This is a genomic window from Pedobacter sp., assembly GCF_965279535.1.
Lineage (GTDB): Bacteria > Bacteroidota > Bacteroidia > Sphingobacteriales > Sphingobacteriaceae > Pedobacter.
In genome coordinates this window covers 1,566,890-1,584,530 of the sequence record NZ_OZ257244.1, presented here as the reverse complement: position 1 = coordinate 1,584,530, position 17,641 = coordinate 1,566,890, and the positions used below count along the sequence as shown (strand labels likewise).

The following is a 17,641-nucleotide window of genomic DNA, read 5'->3' as shown; positions in this document are numbered from 1 at the left end:
TATTAATGAGAAGGTAGAGAATGTTTCAGTTTTCTGCAAATAATTCTGATAATGAACAAATCGGTTAAATATCAAACGTTTGCGCAGCCAAAAGCAGTTTATTTTTAACTTATTCCTTTATAAATTCTTAATATTGATTGGAAGACCGTGCTGTGTTAGGATGAATTTTAAGGGCTGATGATGCTGGATAACCTGGCCGATCTTCGATGATGGATATAAATGCTAATCCTAAAATTTAATCAATGAGAATTACATTACTGATTTTAATTTCTTTTTTATGCTTTCACGGTTTTGCACAGAAAAAACCTAACGTAATTTTAATCTGTGCCGATGATTTAGGTTATGGCGATTTAAGTTGCTATGGTGCTACCAAGCTGAATACGCCAAACCTGGACAAGCTGGCTGCAGCAGGAATCCGTTTTACCAACGGGCATTCTACTTCAGCAACCTGCACACCATCCAGATATGCGCTAATGACAGGTGAATACCCCTGGAGGAAAAAAGGAACAGGCGTATTGCCTGGCGATGCTGCACTGATTATTCCAACGGATCGTAAAACGCTGCCCAGGGTTTTTAAAGATGCAGGTTATCAAACCGCTGTAGTGGGTAAATGGCATTTAGGTTTAGGAGAACAGGTAGAGAAGAATTGGAATGGTGAAATCAAACCAGGGCCTAATGAGGTAGGTTTTGATTACTCCTTCATTTTTCCGGCCACTGCAGATCGGGTACCCACGGTTTTTCTTCAAAATCATCGCGTGCTGGCTTTGGATTCATCAGATCCCATTGCAGTAGATTACAAACAGAAAATAGGAACCGAACCTACCGGAAGGGAAAACCCGGAATTGTTAAAAATGAAAAGCTCGGCAGGGCAGGGTCATGATAATACCATTGTGAATGGTATTGGCCGGATTGGTTTCATGACGGGAGGTAAAATGGCGCGTTGGGTAGATGAAGAACTCTCTTATACCTTTTTAGAACAGGCTAAGCAGGTAATATCCGGCAACAAACAAAACCCTTTTTTCTTGTACTTTGCTTTAACAGAACCGCATGTTCCGCGTATGCCAGGTACCATGTTTAAAGACAAAAGCGGATTGGGCGACAGGGGGGATGCCATTCTACAATTGGACTGGACTGTTGGAGAAATTATGAAACAGCTGGAAAATCAGGGTATAGCAAAAAATACGATGATCATCTTTACCAGCGATAATGGCCCCGTATTAGACGATGGTTATCAGGATGAAGCCGTAACCAGATTAAACGGCCATACCCCCGCAGGTACACTAAGGGGAGGTAAATACAGTGCACTCGAAGGTGGTACCAGAGTACCATTTATCATCAGTTGGCCGTCAGCTATCAAGCCTGCCGTATCTAACGCCCTGGTATCGCAGATTGATTTTTTACAATCCTTTGCAACCTTGCTTCAGCAAAAAATTACCGCCGGAACAGCTTCAGATAGTGAAAATCAATTGGATGCTTTTTTGGGCAAAAATAAGGTAGGCCGATCTACCTATATTGAACAAGGAGGAGCGCTTTCAATCATCAAAGACAATTGGAAATATATTGTTCCGCAAAATGGCCCGGCTTATTCGAAATTGGTAGGTATTGAAACCGGGAATTTAGCAAGTGCTCAGCTCTACGACCTAAATAAGGATAAAGAAGAGAAAAATAATCTGGCAGAGGTTCATCCCGAGCGCGTAAAAGCCCTTGCCGCTTTATTAGAAGAAATTAAAAACAAATAAATTATACCTAGGCTTAAATGGATGCCAGATAATAGCAGGTACATGATGGAAGTGTGCCTGCTTTTTTTTGCAGGTTTTATCCTGAATTGTTAAAACTATTTACGTATCCGGCTGATAGTTAGGAGGTAATTGCCGTAAACAAAAAACGGGCAGAAGACTAATGCCTTTCCGCCCGTATCTAAATTAACGCTCTCAAGAGCTAAGGTAACATTACTTTCTTATACCACCAAAAATTGAGGGTGATTTCTTTAATTTCTTCATGAAATCTTCATGCTTATTAAGCTCGCGGTTTACCATTTAATGGTCTTCATAGGCCATTAATACATCATTTAAACTCAGGCCACATTCATTTTCCAGTTTCTTTATCTCCCGATTATTATCTATCAACGCAGTTTCCAATTCGGATAATAAGGCCAGGCAACTGGCCGTACTTAAACGTTGTGAAGCAAAACTTTTAAATCGCTCAACAAAAAACAGCTCCAGTATCAGGAAGCTGAGGAAAAATACATAATGTGAAAAAATATAATGGTTTTCACCTGCTTTTTGGATTCCGGTTTTAGTTGCAATTACATCAAGTAAAATAGGGAGAACAATTACAGGCGCTACGCTGAATATTTTAGTTTTTAAAAGGAGTTGCTTTTCTGCCTGGTCTATTTTTAATCGAAATGCAGCCTGTTTCGATTTTAATGGTAAAGATCTGTTTTCTTTAGATTGTTCAAGCAAAGCAAGTTGTTTGCCATGATCGATATCAATGTTGCGCATTTTTTCGAGCAGGCGTTCTTCGGATAGGTTGATTTTTTCCTGATCTGCCACAATAGATTCCTGCTCTGTAATTACCTTCTCCATTTCCTCCAGATCTTCGGGTAAACCGAGATAAAGTTTTTGTTCGATAATTAATATTCGCTCATCGAGATGTTTTTGTTGCTGTTTTAAGGCTTGATAAGCCGCCTTACATTCGGCTTTGACCTCATTATATTGGCTTTCTGTGCCCAACAATGAGGTGCTATACTCCATAATTGCGAGTTGCTCGGCATTGCTGGAAAAACTTTCGTTAAATTGGCGGAGCAGGGCAAAATTCTCGGTCGGACTGTTCTGCTGTTCTTGTAGTACAATTCGAAAGGCAGATAATTGCACGCTGGACAATGGGGTAAATGGCATGTAGATATATACTAGAAAAGCCTAAAACTATAAAAATAATCCTAATATCAGGTATGTTGCTCTGGCTAAATTTATGAAGTTGACAATTAGAGTAGTTTCAAATTCAGCATTTATGATTTTGACTGCCGAGCTTGTTTTTTACACAAGCATCATGTTTATCCTGATTCCTGAAGGTATTCCCATAGCAACTCTGCGCAGTGGTTAATACTGCCCAAAATGATTTCCTCACGTGAACCAACAAAATTACAGCGTGTGGAAAAGATAATCTCTCCATTTTTAATACCATGAATAAACATTGTACCAACGGGTTTTTCCGGGGTTTCACTTCCGCCTTGAGCGGTTAATCCGGTAACACCAATATAAATATCGGCGCTGATCTGACTTTGTAAACCATAGTTATTGCCCGGGTTACTTCCATAGACTCAGGTGTATATTGTTCAATAAGATCTGGATTTACATGAAGGAGTTCAATCTTCAGGGCCGCATCATAGCATACAATGGCCCCGCGTAAAAATTTACCGGCATTAGTAATCATAGCAAATTCGGAAGCTAACCTTCCGGCAGTTGCACTTTCAGCAAATGCAATACTTAACTTTCGATCAATGAGTGTTTTTCCTACTGCTTCACAAATTTCGTTTACCATGACTGAATCAATTTGTCTTTCTTATTGCTATACCTCAAACAGTATGGATGCTAAAAAGGTTTGACAGGAGGAAGGGAGCAATGAGTTGGGAGTAACGAGCAAAGAGCAAGGAGTAACGAGCAAAGATCAAGTGTGTTAACCTACATAACACCTTGTCTTGATACTTGATACTAAATACTTGATACTAAAGAACAAAGAACAAAGAGATCAGTCTAACAGGCTTAACTTATGCATGACTCAGTTTTTGTTTATCGTTCATGTGGCTTTTAGTTCTGATTCTGCTCAGTGTTTCTACACGCATGCCGAGGAAACTGGCCAGATAGCGTAAGGGGATTGAGTTCAGGTTATGATTCATGTTTTTTTGTAATCGCTCATACCGGCCTCCTGCTGTTGGTATTCTGGCCAGAATAGAGCGTTCTGAAGCCTCATGATATTGCAAGGCTAAAAGTTTCCGGCCAATCAGATTGGTTTCAGGAAAAGTAGTGTAAAGAAAGTCGATTAAGGTATAGGGAATTCTAATGAGTTCACATTCTTCCAATGCATGAAGGTACTCAACAGAATGACCGGGATTTTCATGGGGATGACGGATGGCTCCAATAATTTCATTGCCAAAACTAAACCAGGTGGTAATGTCTTTACCTTCATCTTTAATAAAGCCGCGAACAATGCCACTCGTTACAAAGTAAAGTGCCGCATTGCTGTCTATAGGCGATAAAATGTGTTTGTTTTTCCTAACGGTAACAAAGCTGCACTCTTGTTCCAGTTTTTTTATAAAACCATCGGAAATGTTGCCGTATTGTTTAAAAAACGATATAAGCGGTTGTAAGGGCGAAATAATAGTTTGCATGATTTAATGGGATGAAGTTAAATACTGCGGATAAAGAATAGGCCGATGTTTTCTGCCTCCAAATGTCGGAGATATAAACGGTAATCCTACCTAAACAGATAATATAATTTGCCTTTTTTCATAATTGACGATAAGGAGTTTATATTAATATACGAAATTTACAACTACAGGGTTTGAAAAAAAGAAAAAAAATATAAAAAAAAGGGCAATCTGATAACTCAAATTACCCCACCTAGTCTGCGATTGGAACCGCAACTATTATGAAGACCATTAAACAGCCGTATATCCTCCGTCTGCTATAATATAGCTTCCCGTTGTAAACGATGATTTATCAGAACTTAAAAAAGTAACAAGGTCAGCTATTTCCTGTACATTTCCCAGCCTGTTGATAGGACTTTTTGCTGCAATGGCATTTTTCGCTTCTTCTGATAGGTTGTCAGAAAGGAGAGGGGTTTCTATATATCCAGGACCAACTGCATTACATCGGATATTTTTAGTGGCATATTCTGCAGCAATATTTTTAGTTAAGCCCACTACTGCATGTTTAGATGCTGTATATGCGGGAGAATTTGGTGCAGCAACCTGCCCGTGTATGGAAGCAATGTTAATAATGGCTCCACCACCATTCTTTTCCATTTGCTGCAGTTGATACTTACAAGCATAAAAAACACCATTTAAATTGAGCGCAATAACGCGATCCCATTCTTCAGTTGCATATTCGGCAGTTGGTTTAGCAGGGCCACCAATACCTGCATTATTACAGGCAATATCTAATCGACCATATTGAGCTACTACTATTTCTACCAATCTTTTGTTTTCTTCGGCTTTGGAAGAATCGGCTTTAACTGCTATGGCTTCACCACCATTTTCCTTGATCAGTTTAACCGTTTCATCAGCGTGTTCTTCATTGATATCTGCTACTACTACTTTTGCGCCTTCTTTAGCATAGTTAAGGGCAATCGAACGTCCAATACCGGAACCAGCTCCCGAAACTAAGGCTACTTTATTTTCTAATAACGACATAATATATTGTTTAAATACTAGTAATCTAACGTGCAGCCAGAGATTATGTTTATGAAAATAGTGGGTTGTGACATTCAGATAACTTTGGGATATAGCAAGCCGGGTTTAGCAAGGAATATAAAAACAAGCTTTGGGAAAATAGAGATGGAAGCAGGGAATGGGAAGAAAAATAGAGAATAGGAAAAACAGGAAACTGACAAGGCGTTATCAGCGTTGCCTAAGCATTACTCTCAATCACCAGCTTCATTTTCATTAATCTATCTAAAAGTGGCGCATTAACCTTGCTTGTCGGATTGGCACGAAGGGGTTCAAAATGGCTTTCTAAAAATTGATTGTAGTCGTTTATTTTTTCTGCAGGGCTCAGATAAACTGGCATTTGTGGTTTTGGTGCATTTGCAAACCATTCTTCTAACTCTGAAATTGACATGATGCAAAGTTAAGGGATTAAACTGCTTTATTGACAGGAATCTTAAATTTATATCTGTTGGTAATGGTTTAATCTACATTATTAACTTAATGATAATGCTAGGTTAACTTTGTAAGGGCCGGGATTTTTTAATTTCGTGACTGGGTAATGTATGTTGAATAAGTCATAGGTGTATTTGTTGTATAGCGTACATATGGAAATTATTAATGAGTATAAGGGGAATAAATAAGAATTCTTTTGAGCATTTAATCGAAGCGCTCAATTATTTGGAGCGGTTGCAAACTGCAATTGATGCAGAACAGGAAGATTGCAGCCAAATAAAAGAAATCAGGGAAGAACTCTACCTGGTTTTTGGTAAGTACGAAAAACTGATTCAGGAACTTTGCGATCAGGTGGCCACTTACCAGGAACTTTATTTTAAAGTAAAACTGCGTTTTCTACCAGAAAAACTGAAAGTGCTGAGAAGAACAGTACCCGAAACCGCTCAGGAATTTATCCTGCTCAGGGAAAGCATCCGCAAAAGTTACGGCAGCTAGCAAAATAGCTGTTATCTTAATAGAGACTTTATAATAAGGTATTCTGTATTCAACATTATCCTAACATAGCAGTCCTATTTTCGCCGCTGATTAGCGCACCATACAAAAAATATAAATAATCAAATGAATAGGAGATCCTTATTAAAAGGAGGTCTGCTGGCAGGAATCGGACTGCCTTTTTTTGACCTGAAAGACGTTGTTGCAAATCCCATTGGTAAAGGGAAAAAAGCGAAAAATATCATTATGATGGTGAGTGATGGTATGAGTACCGGAACGCTTAACATGGCCGACCTGTATGCTAACCGCGCATGGGGAAAAAGTAGTCACTGGTTAGATTTATACCGCCAAAATAGGGCTGTTCGGGCATTAATGGATACAGCTTCTGCCAGTTCGATGGTTACAGATTCTGCTGCCGCAAGCTCTTCCTGGGGTGGTGGTATGCGGGTTCCTAATGGTTCTCTCAATGTTGGCGCAAAAGGCGAAAAGCCACAACCCATCCTTCAAAAATTCAAGGAGCAGGGAAAAAAAGTAGGCTGTGTAACTACTGTACCCATCACGCATGCTACCCCGGCAGGATTTTGTGTAAATATTGATGACCGCGACGGGCAAGCTGCTATCGCAAAAATATATCTCGAGCTTCGCTTTGACGTGATGATGGGTGGTGGTAACAAGTATTTTGGATCGAAAAGAAAAGATGGGAGTATTATCCCAGATTACCTGTCTAAAGGATTCAACTTTGTTGAAAATAAAACTCAAATGTTGGCGCTCGATCAATCAAAGCCGGTTTTAGGCTTATTTGCTGAAGACGGGTTGCCATATGAAGTGGATCGGAAGCATGATCAGAAATTAATGGATACTGTTCCTTCTCTGGCAGAAATGGCCATTAAAGCAATTTCTTTGATGAAAGATCATAAGGAGGGTTTTGCACTCCAGATTGAGGGTGGAAAAGTAGATTGGGCGGCACATTCAAACGATGTTAGCGGACTTATTTTTGATCAGCTGGCTTTTGATGAAGCAGTAGGGAAAGTGATCGAATTTGCAGAGCAGGATGGAGAAACCCTGGTAATCATTACTACAGACCATGGCAATGCCAATCCGGGTTTATTTTATGCCGATGAGGCCGATAAGAAGTTTGACCGTTTACAGCAGTTCAGGCATAGCAATAACTGGCTGCTTACGCAAATTGATCAATCCTTTTCAGAAAAGAAAATTCAGGAAATGATTTTGGAGCACCAGGGAATTACCATGAACCCCGCCGACATTAATTCGTTGCGGGTTCATTTTAAAGATATTATTCCGGGTGGATTATACAATGAATCGAATTTACCTTTTTATGAATACGGCAGGTTGATGGGCAAATATACCGATGTACAATGGGCTGGGATGAACCATACAGGAGATTATGTAGAGCTTACCATGTTCGGACCAGGCTCAGAGAAATTGAAACCATTTGTTAAGAATTACGAATTGCATAACTTTATGCTGGAAGCAGCAGAAATGCCCCAGCATTTTATCCATAAAATTTAAAAAGCTGCCTGATCAATAAACCGACCAAATCAATAAGATAAAATGAAAAACAAATCAATCCTCTTTTTATTATTACTCATGTCATTGAGTTTAAGCAGCTTTGCCCAGCACTACACCATCGGGTCATTTAACGTTCGCTATGATAATGCCGGCGACACCGGAAACCGCTGGGAACAAAGAAGATCTGTAGCGGCAAATTTAATCCGCTTTCATCAGTTTGATGTATTCGGAATCCAGGAAGGACTCAAAAATCAGGTGGATGACCTACAGCAATTGCTGCCAGAATTTGAACATTATGGCCTTGGCAGGGATGATGGTAAAGATGCTGGTGAACATTCAACAATCTTCTATAAAAAAGACAAATTTAAATTATTGAAAAAAGGCGATTTCTGGCTATCGGAAACACCTGATAAACCAGGTTTAGGCTGGGATGCCAAATGCTGCAACAGAATCTGCAGTTGGGTATATCTGGAAGATGTAAAAACCAGGAAAAAATTCTATTACTTTAATGCACATTTTGATCATCAGGGAAAGATTGCGAGGGTTGAAAGTGGTAAATTGATGGTGAAAAAAATTAAAGAAATTGCAGGTAATACACCGGCCATTTTTACGGGAGATCTTAACGGCGGGCATAAAAGTGAGTGGTATTTAACCCTGGCTAATTCTGGCACACTAACCGATACCTATACCCAGGTTAAAAATCCTTATGTAAACAACTCTTCATTTAATGCCTGGGGCAAAGATGTTGGTGGATATGAAATAATCGATCACGTTTTTGTAACCAAAGGTTTTACAGCCAACCGCTGGGGTATTTTAACAGATACTTATCATGGTAAGTTCGTTTCAGATCATTTCCCTATTCTGGTTGATGTAGTACTTCAATAGTTTATGCATATATGATTTTCAAAGCGTCTGAGTCTTAAATGAACAGACGCTTTTTTGTTGATGGTAATACGGATCGTTCATTACTTCGTTTTACAGTTTTATGGGAAACTTAAAAATTGTGAATATAGCTCAGCAATAAACCCGCTCCAAAACGTTTTGCCGGAACATTCAATGTTTCTCCAATAAGTAAATTATCTTCGGTAGGAGTGTCGAAATTCGCTGGTTGCGCATAACGATCGGTATGGCCATAACTAAGCTGTACACCAGCACGAAGGTTAAATTTTCTCCTTTTAAAATTGGCCCCTAGCTGAAAATGGTAGTTGTCCCACAAATCTAAGTGTTGTTGTGATTCATCCCTGGTTTTGAGATAATTGAAGTCGGTACGCAAGGCATCATCAGTACGACTGTAGGATTAAGGCTTCTGCTGTACCCCATACCGATATTAAAAATACGTTTTCGCTCATCATTAAGGTCCAGCGAACCCTGGTCTGTATCTACAGGCGCCTGAGCGTCACTATTCTTAATGAAAAGGGCATCATCAGCTTTTAAAATGGTATAACTTTTTAAGCCTGCAAAAAACTCAGCTGTTAGATTAATTTGCCCTTTCCCATAGTCGTAGGCATAACCTGCAGCAATACTCAACGGTGTTTTCCAGGTGGTTTTAAGTTTAGTTTGACGTGTACTAGCCAGTATGTTTAAATCGATGTTGGTGCCGTTGAAAGTGAGGTTATTAATGCTCAAATCGCTAAGTACAGCGCCTGTGCCATGTAATTTCAGCTGTGGGCTGCTCAATACTAAACCAAAATGATGTGCTGCAGATTCATAAGAAGCTCCTAATTTTAGCTTTAATCCCATATGGGTATAATTACTTTGCGTATAAATTTCATTGGAAGCTACTTTGGGAAAAAAAGCATTTGTATTACCCGGATCATTATTGAATATGGCTTTTGAGCTGAAGTTTGAGCCAACAACCTGCTTTCTTATATTACCCTCTACGGTTGCACCCAAAGCAAGTTTTTTAGAAATCTTAATTCCGGCACTAAGCTGGGCATAAGTTTCAGTAACTTTACTGTTTTGGTCGAATTGTCCAACATAGGCTTCGTTTCCCGGGCTGTAACTATCGTTTAACACATTAATTCTTTTATCCATTCTTTGCGAAGCTCTAAAATCCTGCATGGGATTTTGAATCAAGGCAAATCCAAATGTTAAGGGATGGTCTTTGTTTAACTTGAATGTTTTAGATACCAGTTGTGGAATAATTCTGGTACTGGTAGCGGTTAAGTCTTTACCGTGTCCAACACCATTGGTGATTTTTACCCGGCTATAATCATATACATTGGCAGAAATTGAAGTAGCAGTTTTGCTCGACCAGGCCATTAAAGCAGGATTAAGATAATACACGCCACTATCGAGATTATTTACCACTGTGGCACCAGGAGCAAGGAAACCTGCAGCAGAAAAGTTAGAAGACCAATAATGTGAATCCTGAGCCTTCAGAGAAAAACTAAAGCATAAAACGCAGACGGAAAAAATTAGGGAGTAATGTTTTTTCATAATCGGTAGGGATGGGCTTTTTATGAAACGGTATTTTTAACAAATTACAAAAAAAAGGTAAATTGTAAATAGTTAATGTTATCAATAGTTTCATTTTAAGACGTTTATCGTATGAAGTCATACCCCTTTATAAAATACCAGCTGGTTTTCTTGCGGGCTTTGATATGCCTGATATTTTATTGCTATCCATTTTGCACTAAGGGGCAGGATATGTCGCTGTGGATAACCGAAACACTTCAGAAAGAGAAGGGTAATTATACTTTAAAGGATATTGTTATTCCCGGGTCTCATGATGCGGGTATGTCTGTGCTGTATGAAACTGCCGGAAGTCAGAAAAGTACCATCAACGAATGTAATACACTCACACAAACACAAAGCATAGAAAAGCAGATTAAAGATGGGGTTAGGATGTTCGATTTACGAACTGGATTACTGAGAGATACAGTTTTTCTTAAACATAGCTCTTCCGATTGTATTGATCTGGCTGTGGGGGGAGGGTATGGCGAACGATTAGATCCCGTACTGCTTGCTGCCAAACAGTTTTTAATAACACATCCTAAAGAGTTTTTAATTTTAGGTTTCAGTCATTTTTGTCCGAAAGAAATGACGCTGGAAAACCTGGCGACCGACATTATCAAAACGATTGGAAAAGAACAGGTTTACGTACTTGGGAGCAGGAAAATACAAGACATTACCATTAAAGAACTGGCTGGAAAAGCCTTGATCGTATTTGAGGCCACAGATTTTAACCATGAAGGAATCACCAATAATGCGATGGTCAATGCGTTGTCTGCAAATGTTTTAAATTTTAGGAGGGCTTATGCAGCAACCAATAACTTGAATAAGATGATTGCCGTACAGGCAGCCTTTTTTAGATCGCTGGCTGCAGGCTCAGCCCCAAATGATTTAATCCGGCTCGACTGGCAGATTACACAATCTGCCGAAGAGGCTGCAATGGTTTGTAATGCTTTTCAATCAGATAAAAACAGCCCCGTATTTGACGGAAGTTTACTGGTAGCCAATTTGCTAATGGGAGCTAAAAGTATACTGGCACATGCTAAGAAAGCAAATAGTGTTTTGCCCGCAAGGCTGGATAAATGGATAGCTGATGGCACCATCAATGTGAAAAGCAAACCCAATATCCTGTATGTTGATGCGGCAGGAAACTGGATCACCAAATACTGCATCCAATTGAATAATTCGACTTTATATCAAAAATAAACAGCGTCGCTGTTCGATTCAATGGTTTTAATTATTCTAATTTGCTGTTTTTCAATTATGTTATATCTTTATAGTAGATAAGAATTACCGCCTGAATTCCATTTTACGCTCATGAAAAAAATCATCCCCGTTTTCATTTTCAACTTAGTGTTTCTCTTCTCGGCTATTGGTTTGTCTGCTCAGCAAATTGAAGTGATGGACAGCATCGTTCTGAAAAACAATTTCTGGAACTCCAAGTCTGTAAAAATTTCTGCAGTGCCAGTACTCTTATTTGCTGGGAGCGCAGCCACCTGGGGCATTAGAAAGGATGTTAGGGAATTCAGAAACAGGTACCTTCCTACTTTTAGATATCATTATGATGATTATCTCCAATATGCCCCGGTAGCAACTGTTCTGGGCTTAAACGCTGCGGGGGTAAAAGGGAAACACAAGATGGGGAGAGCTTTAGTTTCATATGGTTTTTCTGCAATAATTATGGCTTCGGTAGTTAATACGGTTAAGTATACAGCAAAAGTTGAACGTCCGGACGGAAGCACACGAAATTCTTTCCCTTCGGGTCATACTGCCAATTCATTTATGAATGCAACCTTTTTGCATAAAGAATACGGGCAGTTCCGTTCACCGTTATATAGTGTTGGCGCTTATACCGCTGCCACTGCAACGGCAGTTGGTCGCGAATTAAATAACAGGCACTGGATTTCTGATGTTTTGGCAGGAGCTGGAGTGGGAATTCTATCCACGGAGTTAGGTTATGTTATCGCTGATAAAATTTTTAAAGACCACGGAGAACATATTCGCATTCATAATAATCCTGTTCCAGTGCAGTTAAAACCCAGCTTCATAGAGTTGAGGATGGGGTATGCCGAGGCACTTACTCAAGATTTAACTAAAAAAGAAAATGGAATGTTTGCCAAAAGTGGCTTTAATTTCGGCTTGGAAGGGGCCTGGTTTTTTAGCAAAAATATTGGATTAGGAGGAGAATTTGCCTTTTCAAGCTTCCCGATAAATGATGATCAACTTAATTTTAATGATCCGGATATCCCAATGGTTAGTGAAGGGCATTATACGCAGCCTATGGGTATTCGCTATATCCATGCCGGACCTTACTTCAGTATCCCATTGCCCAAGAACTGGTTTATTACGGCTAAGTTAGGGGCAGGAACTTCTACGGGAGCACAGGGTGAAGTCATTTTAAAAATCAATGAAGATTACCGGGATGTTTTTCAAACAGAAGAATTACCCTATTATCGCTACAAGCCTGAAAATGCTTTTAGTTGGTCTGTTGGGGCGGGTATCCAGAAGCAGATAAAAAGAAATATAGGAATAAAGGCTTTCATTAGTTACTTCAATTCTGATAATGACTTTACTCTGGATATTATAGATGATATCAACCCCAATGGAACTTACGTTTTTAAAAATGTAGGAATGGAGAAGGTTAGGTTTGATAACCTCAGCTTTGGACTTGGTTTAACAGCCTACCTTTGGTAATACAGCATTTCCAATGTATGTAACCATTTTAATTTTAATCTGATTGCTCTTTTTAAATAAATGCTACGCTAGCAGTATGGGCTGTAATAGCTGAAATTTTCACAAATGGGAAAAGGTTCTAAGTCCATACAACCTCTATTATGTTACATCATAATAGCCTGATCCGGGAAATACAATTGTTATAGTTGATCCAGTATATGGTTTGTGAAAAAAATGCGTTTTCTATTTAGGTGATTTGAGCTAAGGATGTAGAGTTGTGAATAAAGTGAGCAATTATGTAAACCTGAGTTACAGTTTTATTCCTGATTCGTTTAAGATGCTACATCTTCTTAACTTCATACTATCACAACTATAATTAAATTTTTCACCTCAAAATCATTTCGAAATGAGAACTGGAATAGTTATTTCGTATAACGGATTTATCGGCTCTGGAATAATTAAGGACCCCAATAATCAAAAGATAAGATTTCGACAGCCACAGCTTTTTAATGCTTTGAACAGATTTGATGTGGTAGAGTATGAGATTGAACTAACGGATGCCGGATTAATGGCTGTTGATGTAAAAGCTGTTAAAAACCTCGAAGGTACGCACCTTAACCTGACGGATGTAGTACACTAAATAAAATTCATTATCCGTTCAGATAATACCGTAAAATCCAGTAAAATTGAAAGAGGATAAACAGCAATACGATCATTAGCTGTTGCGTATTTTTTTGTGTTCTTGCAGCCCAAAAACAGAGGCAAATGTGTAAAATAGCCCTAACCGGATAAATCTCTAACATTTGCATTTGATAATGAGGCCCTTTGATGTAGGTATCAATCATATCCAATGCAAATAAAAGTGCCAGAATAGAAAAAAACCATTTCCTCCTGGAATAAAAATAATCCCGGTAATCCTTGTAATCCCTAAGGTCATCGGGGAAAAGGAGTGCGGCCAGTACATAATAGGTAATGACATAGGTAACCAGGAACAAGTACTTTATGAAATCCCAATGTTTTATTTCAGTAAGGTGAACTTCAAACCACCAGAAATAAACTGTATTGAGAAACATATAGAAAGCCCACAATAAATGGACTGAATAAGCTTTTATTCGGTTGGGATGATCAATAAGCTTCACCGCTCCTTTTAAGGAATGTGTGATGCTCAGCCCGAGAATAATGCCCAGAACCGTCTTAATGTGCGAATAGGTCTCCATTTTTATCCAATTTAATGTTTTTGGATAAAATGAGCAAAATCTTAATTAATAAGGTTTTAAACCGGTTAGGTGTTTAAATTATTAACAGTTTGCAGATATTCAAAAAGCGAAGTTTTACCAAGCACTGGGTTTTTAGGTCTCTCAAAGCCGCCATATAAACTAATTTTGGTCATGTTTGAATAAGATTTAGCAGCAGAAGCCGAAAATCCCATATCCTGATAGGTTTGTTCCCAGGCTTCTTCAGGGATTACTTTCAGCTCAACGGGTTTCGAAATGATTTGAGCAATGGCATTGGCAACATCGTTTGGCGAATATTCTTCAGGCCCCTCTATCGGGTTAATCTGATCAGCTTTTTCGGCAGTCATCAGTTTTGCGGCGAGAATGGCAATATCATCAGGCGCAACCATCGGAAATTTAAAGTCGGCGGGATAAAAAGAGGTGATTGTTTTGCTTTTTTTGGCTTCTGCTAAGGCCATTCTCCAATTGCTCATGTAATATGCTGGCCTGATAATTCGGTAATCATGAGGAAGTTTTTTAATTCCCTCTTCCAGTTCGTACAACACACCTAAATCTCCGATATGATCACCCTGCTGATTGCCTAAGGTTGATTCGACCACAACTCGTTTATGTTCTTCTAATTGTTTTAACGCCGTAATAATCGATTTTGCAGTTTTTCGTTCTTCCACGTCGGTATTGCCTGCCGGATCTGCCGGAGGATTCAAAATAAAAATTGAGGATCCTTTTTTAAAAACTTCGTGTAAGGCTACTGTATCCATCACATCAACTTCAACGACTTCTACTGTGTTCCCAAACATTTGAACGGCCTTACCCGGGTTACGCGTAACCGCTATCACAGATTCTCCGTTTTTAATCAAAGTTTTAACCAAAGCATTTCCTATATTTCCGGTAGCACCTGTTATGATATTCATATTTTTCCAATTTTAAAATAAACCGATATTAAGCTAAAATGGTTTGCAATGGGAGCAATAACCCGCCATAGGTTTTCATTTGATTAGCAATGAGTATTTTTAGATTTATGGAAAAAGCGTACTTTTTTAATTAATTTAGATTGAAATGGATGCACAGATTAAAAATATTGCAAAACACTTTAAAGAGGTTTATTTCGGTGGGAACTGGACCACTGTAAATCTTAAAGATACCTTATCACAGGTAACCTGGTTACAAGCCACAACAAAAATTGCAGATCTTAATACCATTGCAAGGCTCACTTATCATATCAATTATTATGTAAAGGAAGTTTCGAAAGTTCTGCAAGGAGAACAATTACAAGCTAGCGATAAGCTGAGTTTCGATGTTTTGCCCATTGCTTGCGCTGAGGATTGGAAGCAATTAGTAGATCAGGTATTAGAGGATGGAGCACAATTCGCATTGCTTATTGAACAATTGCCAGGCACATCCTTATACACCGATTTTACCGACCCTAAATATGGAAGTTATTATCGCAATCTCCATGGTATAATTGAGCATACGCATTATCATTTAGGACAAATTTCGCTCATTAGAAAACTGTTGGTAACAGGAGATTACCATTAGTTAAGTTTTTCAATCTGATCTGCTCATTTCTCGCTGTGCACAACCTAAAATTGCTCAGCGCAATCCCTAACACAATCCATTTTGTAGTTTATTCTGCCCGCATATTGGTAATTAATTTCATAACAAAAATTCATATATTGATAATGTTAAATTAAACGAGCAGGATGTTAAAGCAGATAATTTTGCCCACGCAATGGGTACGGATATGATATATGGCATCAAAACTGGAGATATGGCCGTTTTCAATAGCGCCTATCTCAATTATCACAAACAAATTTATGATTTTGTATTCTACAAAACCCAATCCGATTTCATTGCTTCAGAGGTTGTTCAGCTTACATTTATCCGGCTTTGGGAGCGGAGAGCTTCTTTGGTAGATACCCTGGAGTTGAATATTCAGCTTTTTGGAATTGCCCGTCAGGTAATGATAGATCAGCTTCGAAAAGAGTCAGTCAGATCGCGTTATCACCAACAATCCGATCAACATCCTTTTACCGATAACCTGATGAAGATGATCGAAAGTAAAGACATGCTGAAGCAGTTTGAACAAGAGATTGCTGCCATGCCGGTAATCAGAAAAACTGTATTTAATTTAAGCAGGGATAATGGATTGAGTTATGCGGAGATTGCCGATATAATGGGTATCTCAACCAAAACTGTCGAAAGTCATATAGGCAAAGTCCTTTCTCGCCTCAAGCAATATATGTTTTCCGTTTTCTTATAGGTACTTCAATTTTTTTCCAATATTAAATAATTGTTAAGTCGTAATGGCAACTCATTTAGTGTGCGTAATACTAATATGAAGCCAGGAAAAAGAGCTCTTCCCCCTTTGGGATATCTGAAACAAATAATACGCCATTACTTCAGTGATGAGGAATGGAAAGCTTTTCATGCTGATCATGCAATTACGGAAAATAAGACTGAGCATATGCACCAGCATATCCTGAATAAAATTGCCGAAATCGAAGCGTATCGTACCGAACGAAAAATGAAGGTTGTTCGTATAAGCAAGTATTTGGCTGCAGCTTCAATCCTGCTCCTGGTGGGCTTGGGCACATGGCTCGTTTATCGCTCGGATAGCCAGATGTTAAACAAGCAGAATACTCAATCAACTCAAAATGTTGTTCCAAACCTGTCTGCTGATACACAGCCTTGGCAAATTGTCAGGAATGATGCGGATCACAGCAAGAGCGTGACCTTGCCTGACTCTTCCATCGCTACCGTTTTTCCAAAATCTGAAATCAAATTCGAAAGGGTTTTCAAAGGACAATTAAGAACGGTTTATCTGATTGGAAAAGCTAAATTCCAAGTAAGAAAAAATCCACGCCGACCATTTAGTGTATATGCCGGCGGCTTGAAAACCACTGCTTTAGGTACCTCATTCACCATCAATACGCAGGAGGGCAAGCACCATGTTTCGGTTAAACTCCATACTGGTAAGATAAAGGTAACGCAGGTGAATACCAGACAAGTGCCAGTTTACATTTCTGCTATTGGTACCACACTAATTTACGATGCAGCCAAACAAATGACTGCAATTATAAAGTTGAATAAAACAACAACTAAGCCTGCAGCATTTTTAGAACGTAAAGGGAATCTGATTACCATGAAGAATATCCCGCTTAAACAGGTAATTTCCTTGCTAAATGAAGCTTATGGACTTCAAATTAATGCAGACGAGAAGGAAATCAGACAGATTACTTATACCGGGCAGGTAGATGTAGGAAAAGAAGACGCGCAACAAGTTTTATCAGACATCTGTCTGATTAACAACATGACCCTGATCAAAATTTCAGATGAGGAATACAGCATACAGAAAACCAATAAATAAATACCAAACATA

20 protein-coding genes are annotated in these 17,641 nt (G+C 38.9%); 10 read left to right on the top strand and 10 right to left on the bottom strand.

What is annotated here, in order from left to right; all coding sequences use genetic code 11:
* Positions 1-242: 242 nt before the first annotated feature.
* On the top strand, positions 243-1,739 hold the full coding sequence (locus ACQY77_RS06225; protein ID WP_421938845.1) for a sulfatase family protein: 1,497 nt from the start codon (positions 243-245) through the stop codon (positions 1,737-1,739).
* Between the two features lie 297 nt (positions 1,740-2,036).
* Here the strand turns inward: ACQY77_RS06225 and ACQY77_RS06220 are convergent, their stop codons facing one another.
* The 6 genes from ACQY77_RS06220 to ACQY77_RS06195 all read right to left on the bottom strand — a co-directional run bounded on the left by ACQY77_RS06220 (position 2,037) and on the right by ACQY77_RS06195 (position 5,837).
* Complete coding sequence (locus ACQY77_RS06220) at positions 2,037-2,897, bottom strand: hypothetical protein (protein ID WP_421938846.1); 861 nt, start codon at positions 2,895-2,897, stop codon at positions 2,037-2,039.
* Positions 2,898-3,052: 155 nt separating this feature from the next.
* A complete protein-coding gene (locus ACQY77_RS06215) occupies positions 3,053-3,256 on the bottom strand; it encodes a hypothetical protein (RefSeq protein ID WP_428430142.1) in 204 nt (67 codons plus the stop codon).
* Positions 3,238-3,540: a CinA family protein gene (locus tag ACQY77_RS06210; protein ID WP_428430124.1), complete on the bottom strand. Its 303-nt coding sequence runs from the start codon at positions 3,538-3,540 to the stop codon at positions 3,238-3,240. The genes ACQY77_RS06215 and ACQY77_RS06210 overlap by 19 nt, the downstream gene beginning before the upstream one ends.
* Positions 3,541-3,766: 226 nt before the next feature.
* Complete coding sequence (locus ACQY77_RS06205; RefSeq protein ID WP_421938848.1) at positions 3,767-4,387, bottom strand: Crp/Fnr family transcriptional regulator; 621 nt, start codon at positions 4,385-4,387, stop codon at positions 3,767-3,769.
* A 270-nt stretch (positions 4,388-4,657) separates the two neighbouring features.
* On the bottom strand, positions 4,658-5,410 hold the full coding sequence (locus ACQY77_RS06200; RefSeq protein WP_421938849.1) for an SDR family NAD(P)-dependent oxidoreductase: 753 nt from the start codon (positions 5,408-5,410) through the stop codon (positions 4,658-4,660).
* 217 nt (positions 5,411-5,627) lie between these two features.
* A complete protein-coding gene (locus ACQY77_RS06195) occupies positions 5,628-5,837 on the bottom strand; it encodes a DUF6965 family protein (RefSeq protein ID WP_421938850.1) in 210 nt (69 codons plus the stop codon).
* A gap of 206 nt (positions 5,838-6,043) precedes the next feature.
* On the opposite strand from ACQY77_RS06195, the gene ACQY77_RS06190 reads away from it, so the two are divergent.
* From ACQY77_RS06190 to ACQY77_RS06180, 3 genes are all read left to right on the top strand, one after another.
* Positions 6,044-6,373, top strand: coding sequence for a hypothetical protein (locus ACQY77_RS06190; protein WP_421938851.1), 330 nt, complete (start codon positions 6,044-6,046; stop codon positions 6,371-6,373).
* A 123-nt stretch (positions 6,374-6,496) separates the two neighbouring features.
* Complete coding sequence (locus ACQY77_RS06185; RefSeq protein ID WP_421938852.1) at positions 6,497-7,900, top strand: alkaline phosphatase; 1,404 nt, start codon at positions 6,497-6,499, stop codon at positions 7,898-7,900.
* A 42-nt stretch (positions 7,901-7,942) separates the two neighbouring features.
* Complete coding sequence (locus tag ACQY77_RS06180; RefSeq protein ID WP_421938853.1) at positions 7,943-8,785, top strand: endonuclease/exonuclease/phosphatase family protein; 843 nt, start codon at positions 7,943-7,945, stop codon at positions 8,783-8,785.
* Between the two features lie 109 nt (positions 8,786-8,894).
* Here the strand turns inward: ACQY77_RS06180 and ACQY77_RS06175 are convergent, their stop codons facing one another.
* Together ACQY77_RS06175 and ACQY77_RS06170 are read right to left on the bottom strand one after the other, a co-directional pair.
* A complete protein-coding gene (locus tag ACQY77_RS06175; RefSeq protein WP_421938854.1) occupies positions 8,895-9,116 on the bottom strand; it encodes a hypothetical protein in 222 nt (73 codons plus the stop codon).
* Between the two features lie 2 nt (positions 9,117-9,118).
* Entirely contained in the window at positions 9,119-10,339 is a 1,221-nt protein-coding gene (locus ACQY77_RS06170; RefSeq protein ID WP_421938855.1) for a hypothetical protein, read from the bottom strand.
* 210 nt (positions 10,340-10,549) lie between these two features.
* Between ACQY77_RS06170 and ACQY77_RS06165 the strand changes: the two genes are divergently transcribed.
* The 3 genes from ACQY77_RS06165 (at position 10,550) to ACQY77_RS06155 (ending at position 13,667) form a co-directional block, all read left to right on the top strand.
* Positions 10,550-11,560: a hypothetical protein gene (locus tag ACQY77_RS06165; protein ID WP_421938856.1), complete on the top strand. Its 1,011-nt coding sequence runs from the start codon at positions 10,550-10,552 to the stop codon at positions 11,558-11,560.
* A gap of 111 nt (positions 11,561-11,671) precedes the next feature.
* A complete protein-coding gene (locus ACQY77_RS06160; RefSeq protein ID WP_421938857.1) occupies positions 11,672-13,048 on the top strand; it encodes a phosphatase PAP2 family protein in 1,377 nt (458 codons plus the stop codon).
* Positions 13,049-13,433: 385 nt separating this feature from the next.
* On the top strand, positions 13,434-13,667 hold the full coding sequence (locus ACQY77_RS06155; protein ID WP_421938858.1) for a hypothetical protein: 234 nt from the start codon (positions 13,434-13,436) through the stop codon (positions 13,665-13,667).
* Between the two features lie 10 nt (positions 13,668-13,677).
* On the opposite strand, the gene ACQY77_RS06150 is transcribed toward ACQY77_RS06155, so the two are convergent.
* Positions 13,678-14,244, bottom strand: coding sequence for a hypothetical protein (locus ACQY77_RS06150; RefSeq protein WP_421938859.1), 567 nt, complete (start codon positions 14,242-14,244; stop codon positions 13,678-13,680).
* Positions 14,245-14,309: 65 nt separating this feature from the next.
* Positions 14,310-15,173 (bottom strand): SDR family NAD(P)-dependent oxidoreductase, encoded by an 864-nt coding sequence (locus ACQY77_RS06145; RefSeq protein WP_421938860.1) that lies wholly within the window; start codon positions 15,171-15,173, stop codon positions 14,310-14,312.
* Between the two features lie 145 nt (positions 15,174-15,318).
* On the opposite strand from ACQY77_RS06145, the gene ACQY77_RS06140 reads away from it, so the two are divergent.
* From ACQY77_RS06140 to ACQY77_RS06130, 3 genes are all read left to right on the top strand, one after another.
* Positions 15,319-15,798, top strand: a complete 480-nt coding sequence (locus ACQY77_RS06140; protein WP_421938861.1) for a DUF1572 domain-containing protein — start codon at positions 15,319-15,321, stop codon at positions 15,796-15,798.
* A gap of 232 nt (positions 15,799-16,030) precedes the next feature.
* Positions 16,031-16,522 carry an RNA polymerase sigma factor gene (locus ACQY77_RS06135; protein ID WP_421938862.1) on the top strand — a complete coding sequence of 164 codons (492 nt, stop codon included), beginning with the start codon at positions 16,031-16,033 and terminating at the stop codon, positions 16,520-16,522.
* 75 nt (positions 16,523-16,597) lie between these two features.
* Complete coding sequence (locus ACQY77_RS06130; protein WP_421938863.1) at positions 16,598-17,629, top strand: FecR family protein; 1,032 nt, start codon at positions 16,598-16,600, stop codon at positions 17,627-17,629.
* The last annotated feature ends 12 nt before the right edge of the window (positions 17,630-17,641 follow it).

What these genes read in the sequence shown, in the direction of transcription:
- ACQY77_RS06225 (WP_421938845.1), top strand. Translation starts at nt 243, where the DNA reads ATGAGAATTACATTACTGATTTTAATTTCTTTTTTATGCTTTCACGGT.
- ACQY77_RS06220 (WP_421938846.1), bottom strand. Translation starts at nt 2,897, where the DNA reads ATGCCATTTACCCCATTGTCCAGCGTGCAATTATCTGCCTTTCGAATT.
- ACQY77_RS06210 (WP_428430124.1), bottom strand. Translation starts at nt 3,540, where the DNA reads ATGGTAAACGAAATTTGTGAAGCAGTAGGAAAAACACTCATTGATCGA.
- ACQY77_RS06205 (WP_421938848.1), bottom strand. Translation starts at nt 4,387, where the DNA reads ATGCAAACTATTATTTCGCCCTTACAACCGCTTATATCGTTTTTTAAA.
- ACQY77_RS06200 (WP_421938849.1), bottom strand. Translation starts at nt 5,410, where the DNA reads ATGTCGTTATTAGAAAATAAAGTAGCCTTAGTTTCGGGAGCTGGTTCC.
- ACQY77_RS06195 (WP_421938850.1), bottom strand. Translation starts at nt 5,837, where the DNA reads ATGTCAATTTCAGAGTTAGAAGAATGGTTTGCAAATGCACCAAAACCA.
- ACQY77_RS06190 (WP_421938851.1), top strand. Translation starts at nt 6,044, where the DNA reads ATGAGTATAAGGGGAATAAATAAGAATTCTTTTGAGCATTTAATCGAA.
- ACQY77_RS06185 (WP_421938852.1), top strand. Translation starts at nt 6,497, where the DNA reads ATGAATAGGAGATCCTTATTAAAAGGAGGTCTGCTGGCAGGAATCGGA.
- ACQY77_RS06180 (WP_421938853.1), top strand. Translation starts at nt 7,943, where the DNA reads ATGAAAAACAAATCAATCCTCTTTTTATTATTACTCATGTCATTGAGT.
- ACQY77_RS06170 (WP_421938855.1), bottom strand. Translation starts at nt 10,339, where the DNA reads ATGAAAAAACATTACTCCCTAATTTTTTCCGTCTGCGTTTTATGCTTT.
- ACQY77_RS06165 (WP_421938856.1), top strand. Translation starts at nt 10,550, where the DNA reads ATGTCGCTGTGGATAACCGAAACACTTCAGAAAGAGAAGGGTAATTAT.
- ACQY77_RS06160 (WP_421938857.1), top strand. Translation starts at nt 11,672, where the DNA reads ATGAAAAAAATCATCCCCGTTTTCATTTTCAACTTAGTGTTTCTCTTC.
- ACQY77_RS06155 (WP_421938858.1), top strand. Translation starts at nt 13,434, where the DNA reads ATGAGAACTGGAATAGTTATTTCGTATAACGGATTTATCGGCTCTGGA.
- ACQY77_RS06150 (WP_421938859.1), bottom strand. Translation starts at nt 14,244, where the DNA reads ATGGAGACCTATTCGCACATTAAGACGGTTCTGGGCATTATTCTCGGG.
- ACQY77_RS06145 (WP_421938860.1), bottom strand. Translation starts at nt 15,173, where the DNA reads ATGAATATCATAACAGGTGCTACCGGAAATATAGGAAATGCTTTGGTT.
- ACQY77_RS06140 (WP_421938861.1), top strand. Translation starts at nt 15,319, where the DNA reads ATGGATGCACAGATTAAAAATATTGCAAAACACTTTAAAGAGGTTTAT.
- ACQY77_RS06135 (WP_421938862.1), top strand. Translation starts at nt 16,031, where the DNA reads ATGGCCGTTTTCAATAGCGCCTATCTCAATTATCACAAACAAATTTAT.
- ACQY77_RS06130 (WP_421938863.1), top strand. Translation starts at nt 16,598, where the DNA reads ATGAAGCCAGGAAAAAGAGCTCTTCCCCCTTTGGGATATCTGAAACAA.